The organism is Bacteroidia bacterium (genome assembly GCA_025056095.1).
In the GTDB taxonomy this organism is placed as follows: Bacteria; Bacteroidota; Bacteroidia; order JANWVE01; family JANWVE01; genus JANWVE01.
The window spans coordinates 24,237-33,594 of record JANWVW010000006.1 but is presented as its reverse complement, the minus strand read 5'-3'; the positions used below and the strand labels follow the sequence as shown (position 1 = coordinate 33,594).

6 protein-coding genes are annotated in these 9,358 nt (G+C 35.9%); 2 read left to right on the top strand and 4 right to left on the bottom strand.

Features of this window, described 5'->3' with window-relative positions:
- Window positions 1-108: 108 nt before the first annotated feature.
- Complete coding sequence (locus NZ519_01100; protein ID MCS7027336.1) at window positions 109-1,257, bottom strand: methionine aminotransferase; 1,149 nt, start codon at window positions 1,255-1,257, stop codon at window positions 109-111.
- Between the two features lie 264 nt (window positions 1,258-1,521).
- Here NZ519_01100 and ccsA point away from each other — a divergent pair, with 264 nt between their 5' ends.
- Window positions 1,522-3,894 (top strand): cytochrome c biogenesis protein CcsA, encoded by a 2,373-nt coding sequence (gene ccsA / locus NZ519_01095; GenBank protein ID MCS7027335.1) that lies wholly within the window; start codon window positions 1,522-1,524, stop codon window positions 3,892-3,894.
- Window positions 3,895-3,999: 105 nt separating this feature from the next.
- Entirely contained in the window at window positions 4,000-5,097 is a 1,098-nt protein-coding gene (locus tag NZ519_01090; GenBank protein ID MCS7027334.1) for a LamG domain-containing protein, read from the top strand.
- A 10-nt stretch (window positions 5,098-5,107) separates the two neighbouring features.
- Here NZ519_01090 and NZ519_01085 read toward each other — a convergent pair whose 3' ends face one another.
- From NZ519_01085 to NZ519_01075, 3 genes are read right to left on the bottom strand one after another with little or no spacing between them, the layout of a single operon-like run.
- A complete protein-coding gene (locus NZ519_01085; protein MCS7027333.1) occupies window positions 5,108-6,436 on the bottom strand; it encodes a TolC family protein in 1,329 nt (442 codons plus the stop codon).
- Window positions 6,437-6,461: 25 nt separating this feature from the next.
- The gene (locus NZ519_01080; protein ID MCS7027332.1) at window positions 6,462-7,817 is read right to left on the bottom strand and encodes an HlyD family efflux transporter periplasmic adaptor subunit; all 1,356 of its coding nucleotides are present in this window, start codon (window positions 7,815-7,817) and stop codon (window positions 6,462-6,464) included.
- Between the two features lie 4 nt (window positions 7,818-7,821).
- A complete protein-coding gene (locus NZ519_01075) occupies window positions 7,822-9,327 on the bottom strand; it encodes an ABC transporter ATP-binding protein/permease (GenBank protein MCS7027331.1) in 1,506 nt (501 codons plus the stop codon).
- Between the last annotated feature and the right edge of the window lie 31 nt (window positions 9,328-9,358).

Genomic DNA, 9,358 nt, shown 5'->3' with positions numbered 1-9,358 from the left:
GCGATAGCGTAGCCCGAAGCACGCCGACCTTGTGGGCATGAGCGCAGCGAAACGCCCACAAGGGCACGCCCAAAAAATAAAAACCTAATCAACTTAACAAAAAAGAATTTAAAGTTTAGACAGTCTTTCCACTGCTTTTTGAAGCGTTTCCTCCTTTTTAGCAAAACAAAAACGAAGCACTTTATCTTGCTGCTTGTTTTGATAAAAAACAGACACAGGAATAGCCGCTACACCTATTTCTTTGGTCATTCGGACAGCAAATTCGGTATCTGCTTCTTCTGTAATGTTTTGATAAGAAACCAGCTGAAAATAACTGCCCTCACAAGGTAAAACTTCAAATCGGGTATTTTGTTGTAACAGACTGCGAAAGGTATCTCGTTTTTGTTGGTAAAAGTCCGATATTTTAAGGTAATGTTCAGGGTTCTTTAAGTAAGCCGCGTAAGCCACTTGCAGAGGCGCAGGTGAAGCAAAAGTTACAAACTGATGCACTTTTCTGAACTCTTGGGTAAGCATGGGCGGAGCAACACAATAGCCTATTTTCCAACCTGTGGCATGAAAAGTTTTGCCGAATGAATATATCGCAAAACTTCGCCCTCTCAATTCGGGATAACGCAACACACTGTGATGAACTTGATTATCAAAAATTAAATGTTCATACACTTCATCGCTGATAATGTACAAATTATTTTCCTGCACGATCTCAATTAAGTTTTGAATGTCGTGAGCTTTGAGAGTTGTACCCGTAGGATTGTGAGGAGTATTAATCATGATGGCTACGGTTTTTGAAGAAACTGCTTCTTTGACTTTGTTCCAATCAGGTGAGAAAGTAGGGGGATTGAGAGGTATACTAACTGCCCTTCCCCCTGCTAACTCAATAGCAGGCAGGTAACAATCATAAGCAGGGTCAAAAATAATTACTTCGTCATTAGGTTTTACAATGGCTTGAATAGCATCAAATATGGCTTCTGTAGCACCAGAGGTAATGGTAATTTCAGTATCAGGATTGACTTCAATTCGATATGTGTAATATAGCTTTTTAGCAATTTCTTCGCGTAAAGGCATGTAGCCGGGCATTGGTGCATATTGATTGTATCCATCTTTCATAGCTTGATAGACCAATTCTATGAGCTCACTGTCAATCTCAAAATCTGGAAAGCCCTGCGATAAGTTAATGGCTTGGTATTCATTAGCCAAAGCACTCATTACAGTAAAAATAGTTGTACCTACGTTCGGCAATTTGCTGCTGATAAAGCCCATATTTAACAAAACTAAGAAAAAATTTATCTAACTTAAAAACAAAACAAATTCCCTGAAATTGCCTGAAAGCAATTTTCAATTTTTATTGAAAGTTAGAACAAAAGAGATACAAAAAATTGTTTTTACCTTTGTAACGTCAATAAGAATATGAAAAATATAAAGTTCAAGCACTATATATATTTGGGTGTTGGCTTACTGTACATTATTGCAGGAGTATTTTCTAGAACGCATCATACAGGTTTTGCAGGGCACTTTTTTGTCATCATGGCACTTTTAACTGCTTTTTTAGCTGCTTATGCCTATTTTTTTGCTGAACAAAAAACAAATACAGTAGAGTCTTTTACCTGGCAGCGAATAGGTAAATTGAGCTTTTATTTGCATGTAAGTTCAGTATTAGGGATTGGAATAGCATTGTTTTATCTAATTCACACGCATCAATATCAATATTTCTATGTGTGGAACCATTCTTCTAATGATTTACCCTGGTATTACATGATTTCATGCTTTTGGGAAGGACAAGAGGGTAGTTTTTGGCTATGGATGTTTTGGCATAGTATTATTGGTTTAGTGTTAATTAAAACGGCTAAGCATTTTGAAAATAGGCTTTTATCTATTTTGAGTGCTTGTCAATTTGTATTAGCAAGTATGCTTTTAGGAACGTACATTTTTGGGCTTAAAATAGGTAGCGATCCTTTTATTTTTATGAAAGATGCCAATCCTGATCTACCTGTGTATAAGATAAATCCAAATTTTGTCCCCAAAGATGGAAAAGGATTGAATCCTTTGCTGCAAAATTATTGGATGGTCATACATCCGCCGACATTATTTTTAGGTTTTGCTTTAATGATAGTACCTTTTGCGTATTGTATGGCAGGTTTGTGGAAAAAAGAATTTGATGCTTGGATCAAACCTGCTATGCCTTGGAACATTCTTGCGGTAGCGGTGTTAGGATTAGGTATTTTGATGGGGGGCTACTGGGCTTACGTAACCTTAAACTTTGGGGGTTACTGGAATTGGGATCCTGTAGAAAATGCCTCTTACGTGCCGTGGTTGATAGGTGTAGCCAGTATCCACACTATGATAATATACAAGCACTCTAAAAATGCCCTTCGAACTACTTTTATCTTAGTTATTGCCGCTTGGATGTTAATCTTATACAGTACCTTTCTAACCAGAAGCGGAATATTGGGTAACAGTTCTGTACATAGTTTTACTGATTTAGGACTTTCAGGACAGCTACTTTTATTCATATTTCTTTTTTTAGGTTTGTCTGTTGGCTTACTAGTCTATCGTTTCAAGCATATTCCCATTACAGACAAAGAAATAAAAATTTACCACAGAGAATTTTGGCTTTTTATAGGAGTGGTCATTTTAGTTTTGAGTGCTTTTCAAGTTATTATACCTACTTCTCTACCTGTATTTAACAAAATTTTTGGTACGAACGCTGCTTTGGCAGATCCTATTCAGTTTTATAGCGAATGGCAGCTTTGGCTAATGGTACTTTTAGCCACGGCATCAGGAATAGCGCAATGGGTATTTTGGCAAAAAACAAGCACTTCTGTGTTCAAGTCTCTTATGACTCCGCTAAGTATTACTTATGTTCTTACAGCACTTATCATATTGTTCATCATGAAACCTGAAAATGACGTTGCACAGTATTTAGGACAGCTTACTTATTTAAAATATATCGTACTCTTACTTGCAGCTTGTTTCACAGTGGTTTCTAATTTAATGTTAATTCTTACTATTCTGAAGCGAAACATTTCTATTGCAGGAGGTGCTGTAGCGCACATCGGTGTAGGACTTATGTTAATTGGAATTTTATTCTCTTCGGGCTATAATCGGGTTATTTCTATCAACACGAATGAAAATGAGTTAGGAAAAGGTTTTGCTACACCGAAAGACAGGCGAGAAAATGTACTATTGATAAAAGACCAGCCCCGTCAAATGGGGGATTATCTAGTAACATACAAGGGAGAAGAGCAAAAAGGTATCAGAACAATTTATGAAATAGAATTTCAACAATCTAATGGCAAAACGTTTACTTTGTATCCTGTTGTAGATGAAAATCCTCGTATGGGCGACGCCCCTCGCCCTGCTATCAAAACTAAAATAGATGGCGATATCTATGTGCATATCACGAGTATTCCTAACCCTGAGGCTAAAAGAAAAGCAATGGAAATACGTAACTACACTGTACAAATAGGAGATACAATAGATACAGGTAAAAGTTACCTTATTCTTGAAGGTCTGAACACGCAGGTCAAAGTAGATAATCCTGAACAGTACGACATTGCCGTAGGTGCAAAAATAAAAGCAATTGGTACTAAACAAATAGCTGATATTGAACCTATCTATTTAGTAGAAAAAAACTCTAACACACCCACAGGGCAAGATGTGGAGTTCAAGGAAACAGGAGAAATTATTCGGTTTATGCAAATTCTACCTGAACAACGGAAAATTGTTATTCAAGTTGAACCTACTAAAAGTGTTAATGCAGACTGGGTTGTACTCAAAGCTATGCGAAAGCCCTTGATAAATGTTTTGTGGTTAGGTACAGGCTTGCTAATGGTAGGCTTTGGTTTAGCTATCCGCCGTAGAATAAAAGAGTACAGAAAGATTGTGGATGCAGTGTGAAGTTATCACATTTTTACAAAACTCAATCAATAAAGTAAAGAAATAAAGTAAAGGAAAGCTTTCATTTACAAATTTGTTTTGGTATATTTGCTTAAATAGTCAATTATGGTGAAAATGAAATATGTTTTTGTAGTATGCTTGTTAGTAGTTTCCTATACAAGCGCCCAAAATTATTGCATGCGTTTTTATGGGCATGGCACAGGTGATATTGACAGAGTAAAAATTCCTATTGATGCCCCTGAAAAACCTGTGGATGTATCTAGCGATTTTACTATTGAGTTTGAAATGAGAGCTTCTATTTCCGACAATCCATTAGGCAGCAGCGCTGTACAAGGAAGTAATGATGATTGGACTTTGGGTCATATTATTATAGACAGGGACATTTTTGGAGCAGGAGATTATGGAGATTACGGTATTTCATTAGTAGCGGGAAAAATTGCTTTTGGTGTTAATAATGGTACACAATCTTTTACTTTGATAGGTAGCACAAACGTTGCGGATAACGCTTGGCACCATATAGCTGTTACTCGCAATAGCACTACGGGTAGTATGCGAATATTCGTGGACGGAAATTTAGATGCTTCTGTGTCTACCGGACCTACAGGAAATATTAGTTACCGAAATGGGCGTATAACTAGCTATCCCAATGACCCTTACATTGTTATCGGTGCAGAAAAACATGACTACAACCCTCTTGTTTATCCTTCTTATAACGGATATATTGACGAATTGAGAATTTCTAACGTAATTCGCTACACTACTAACTTCACTCCTCCTACTACTCCTTTTACAACCGATGCTAATACTGTTGGTCTATACCACTTTGATGAAGGTTCAGGCACTACTTTATTAGATGTATCAGGCTATTCAGGTGGACCTAGTAATGGAATAGTGAAGTTTGGAGGGTCAGGTACCCCTGGACCTGTATGGGTACTAAAGTCATCAGTTACAACGGTAGAGGAAAATAGATTAAACTCATTGCATAACTTTTATCCCAATCCGTTTGATACACAATTTTATTTGAAAAATAGCTTAAAGCCGAATCAAAATCTTTTAATTTTTGATGCTTTGGGTAGAAAAGTTGAATTTAATCTTACACAAAACAGTGTAATCCTTCAAAAAAGTACGCTAAGAAGGTTATTATGGGTTTGTATAGAAGAAAATGGAAAAATAATCTACGCTAATTTAATGCAACAAGAGTAAGCAGAGCGAACTAGAACTGCATTTGTAATGCTCTGAGTAAGCTCTCATATTTGTAGTACTCTGTTTGTATTTTGATTTGCTTTTGCTCTACTTCAAACAATTTGTTTTCACGGCTAATAATCATAAAGATAGAACTTTCACCCATTTGAAATTTAATTTCTTCTTGTTTGAGCAAGGTTTTGAAGTTTTCAACTGCTTTGTCCAAGTTTTCATTTTGAGCTTGTAAGAGTTCTAGTTGAGTTTTATAGTTTTGAAGTTTGTTGTTTAGCTCTATGCGCTTAAAGTCCCTACCTAATTGTGTTTGCTGTAGCTTATATCGAGTGATTCGCACATCGGCTAGTTCTTTTTGCACCCATAGTGGAAAGGCTATGGTAACTCGCCATTTATAGTTATTGCTGCTCCAACTACCCGAAAATCCTTTGCTTAAAAAGTTATAGTCCAAATAAACTTCGGGAAGAATTTTGTTTCGTTTAAGTTTAAGGTCAAGATTAAGTTGTTGAATTTTGTAGTCATAGTAGCGAATAAAAGGATGTTGCGAAAGTATTGTATCCACAGTTATGGGTTTAGAGATAACATTTTGAATTCTATGTGGAACAAGTAATTCGCTAATAGGCATAGGCTGATTGTTAAGCCAGAAAAAAGTATTAAGGGTCCATTGGGACTCTATGAATTTTCGCTCTGCGTCTAAAAGGGTAATTTGTCTATCTTGTACAAAAGTAAAAGACTCTAGTGTATCAGAAGCAGGTCTATCTCCTTTGAAGAACATAGTGCAGATACCTTTGTGTCTATCTACAGCCCGTTGATACAGCTTTTGCGAAAGTTTAAGATTGAAATAATGGTAAGTCCATTCCCAGTAAGCTTGGGTAGCGTCCATCATAATTTGGTTAAGGATGATAATCAGTTCATTCTCTGCGTTGAATACGCCAATTTTAGCTTGTAAAGCACGAATCCGATTTTCATTTTGGATTAGTCCTTCCATTAGTGGGATGCTTATACCTGCGGTAAGCAAGCCTTCTTTTGGAGTAACGTTTTCAGGGTTAATATATCTACCGCGATTTTGCTCATATTGTATTTTAAGGTCTATTCCATACCAAGTAGGGGCTTTGAAATTAGCGTTAAGTAAGCTATAATAAGGTTGATTAAGAAATTTTTCATCTGCTTGCAGACCAAATTTTGGAATAAAAGCAGCATTAGCTTTGGCTTTTTCTGCTCTTGCTAACGCAATACCTATCCGCAGTTGTTGGACTAGCGGGTGGTGTTCTTTGATAATACCATAGAAGTCCTCGAAAGAAAGTGTTTTTTTAGATAAACTATCGGCAGGCAGGTAAGTATACCACACTACACAAAAGCAAACTAAAAAACTCTTACTTTTTATCAGACTTGTCATTTTTCTTATACTTTTTGTCAGGGGTGTTAACTTCTTCATAGTATTGAGGTGGGAAGCCATTGAGTTGGCGCCATATTTCATAGCCCAAAGGTACGTCTTTTAGAAGTATAATCCCTGTGCTACCTGAATTGATAGCTAATTTATCGGGCCACTTTTCACCTTCTGCGGGGGCTACTAATACTCTGTATTTATTATTTTCACTAATGTTTTTATCAATAGCTACTACCTTACCTTTGAAAGTACCTATACTCGCGTTAGGCCACCCACCGAATACTAAGCTGGGATAGCCGTCAAATTGCATGCGCACTTCATCACCAATATGGACTACGGGATAATCTCTGGGACTAATGTAGATTGTGGAAGCTACTTGATAATTTGCAGGAACTATGGTAACCAAAGGCGTTCCATCTTTGACTATCTCCCCAATACCTAATTTAATTGCTTGAACAATGTAACAATCCTGTGGTGCAGTAATGTAGTAGTAAGATTGTCTTTTAGTGTATGTATTAAGTTGAGAACGTAATTTTGCTACCGTAGCACGCGCGTCATACGCCGCAGATAAGGTAGAAAACTGCTCGGCTTCTGTTTTAGCTATTTTGTCATTATATTCTGCGGTAATGTTAGCAATTTCTAACTTGGCATTGTTAATTTCTTGTTGAGTAATGTTGAGTTTATTCAAAGAAGCATTGTATTTATTTAGTGCCTCTTGTTGCTTCAATCTTCGCCCTTCTAATTCTGTTAAAGATTTAAGCCCATCTTTGTAGAGTTCTTCAAAACGTTTAGCTTGTGCATTAGAAATATCTAAATTTACTTTAGCATTAACATATTCGTTACTATCAATAACTAATTTAAGTTTAGCTTGTTCTAACTTGTTGTAGGCTTGACTAAGTTTAGCTTGTAGTCCTTCTCTTAGGGCTTTGAGCTGCATTTCCAAAGCATTAACCTTTTCCATGTATGCTTTGATGGCTTCTTCCTTAGCGATAATTTGTTTATTAGTGTTTTCTATTAGATTTGGATCGAAGTAGTCCTCTTTTGCTTCTGAAATGCGTACAATAGTGTCCCCTTTTTTAACAAAATCTCCCTCTCGTACATACCACTCCTCAATCCTGCCTGTAATAATAGAGGGAATTGACTGTGGTCTATCATTGGGTCGCAAAGTAGTTACCGTACCTACACCTTGAACATTTTGCGTCCAAGGTAAAAACATAAATCCTATTAGAATAACTAAAAAAATTTGAATAATTCTCGCCAACACTACATGTGGGCGAATATCGCTTAACTGCTCTAAACTTGGCGTTTTGTACTCATTAAGATGTGTTCCTCCTAGTCCCATAGTCTTAGCTATAAATTAAAGTAATATTCCGCCTTTGAAGTTCTTTTTTGAAAGCTTCAATAAATTCATCATCTAAATAACTGAAAATATTATTAACAATCAATAGAGTTGGGTTGACTAACAAAGTTCTCAATAAAATGATTTTATACGTAAATCGGTCAGATAAAATAGATTGATGAGTAATAACAGTATCTAGTCCGTACTCTAAGTGTTGAATAGTATCCCATATTCCAAAAGATTGCAGCCATTCTATCAGTTCCATATCACTAATGTTGTGTGTAAGACAGATATTTTCTCGTATGGTACCTTTGAAGAGTTGATCATGGCGATTGATAAAGAGCATATCATGGTGGTCATAATGGACTTTGAGAATGTTAATACCATTAAAGAGTAGCTCTCCACTTAGTACTACTACCTTGTGCTTATGTAAAATGAAGTAAAGATATTCCAGAAGCTGTACAGAAGACTTTTTCTGCTCGCCTTGATAGAGGTGAATTACTTCGTTGATATGCGTTTCATATCCATCTATGTTAATTACTACATCTTTAAACTCAATCGTAAGTGGGAAGTGTATATCAAATTCGGGCAAAGGCATTTCTTCATATTCTTTGATGGTCAGGATTTTTTCAATTTTATAAATGTTGGTTAGCATGTCATAAATGATGTCTACACTAAAAATAATCTTTTCTACCGCTGCAATCATAATTAAAATAATTAACTCAGATGCGACAAATTGACCAAAGGTAATCGTACCTTGACCCACTAATACTCCACCTAAAAACATTAACGTGAGAGTAATAATTACTTTAATAATAATTAGAGTGATATAGTGCTGTTTAAGCATTCGAAAGTGCTCATTTCTTTTACGTAGATATTTGGCAATATAACTGTCTACTTTTTTCCATGAGAATGGGTTGTGAATGATAGTAGTGCTTTCTTCATCATTTCCTTTGATCTGCAGCCAGTGCAGGGTAGCATATTTATGCTCTGATTCTTCCACAGAGATTTTAAAGGTTTTATTGCTTATGCTGCGGATAGCTAAATACGTAATCAATAGCATTACAATTACTAAAAAGGCAAAGAAGGAATGATAAAAGCTAATAAGTAAAAAGCCTAGTAAAATTTGTAGAAAAGCTGTAGGCAAATCAATTAAAACTTTGGGAACAGCTTTTTGTAGTAAAATTGCTTCATAGAAATGGTTAGCAATTTCAATAGCATTTTTTTCGGTAAATACCCCTTTAAGGATACGGTTATGTAAATTTAATCCAATATTTCTGAACAAGCTTTGTTGTAAATTTTCAGTAATGGTAAGTTGATAAACTTGTAGAATGCCATTAAACACAATTGCAATACCTAACAAGACTACTAGCACATACCAGGAAGCAAATAATACACCTGTGCTGATGTATGTAATAAGCAACTGGGTAGAAAATGGAATAATTAGGGTAATAACTCCATTGACTAGGCTATAAATCAAAACGTATATGACATGTTTGCGATACAAGCCCATGTATTTGAAAAATAAACCAATAGGATTCATG

Excerpts from the sequence above, each read along its gene's own strand:
- NZ519_01100 (MCS7027336.1), bottom strand. The coding sequence starts at position 1,257 with ATGGGCTTTATCAGCAGCAAATTGCCGAACGTAGGTACAACTATTTTT.
- ccsA (MCS7027335.1), top strand. The coding sequence starts at position 1,522 with ATGGCACTTTTAACTGCTTTTTTAGCTGCTTATGCCTATTTTTTTGCT.
- NZ519_01090 (MCS7027334.1), top strand. The coding sequence starts at position 4,000 with ATGGTGAAAATGAAATATGTTTTTGTAGTATGCTTGTTAGTAGTTTCC.
- NZ519_01080 (MCS7027332.1), bottom strand. The coding sequence starts at position 7,817 with ATGGGACTAGGAGGAACACATCTTAATGAGTACAAAACGCCAAGTTTA.
- NZ519_01075 (MCS7027331.1), bottom strand. The coding sequence starts at position 9,327 with ATGGGCTTGTATCGCAAACATGTCATATACGTTTTGATTTATAGCCTA.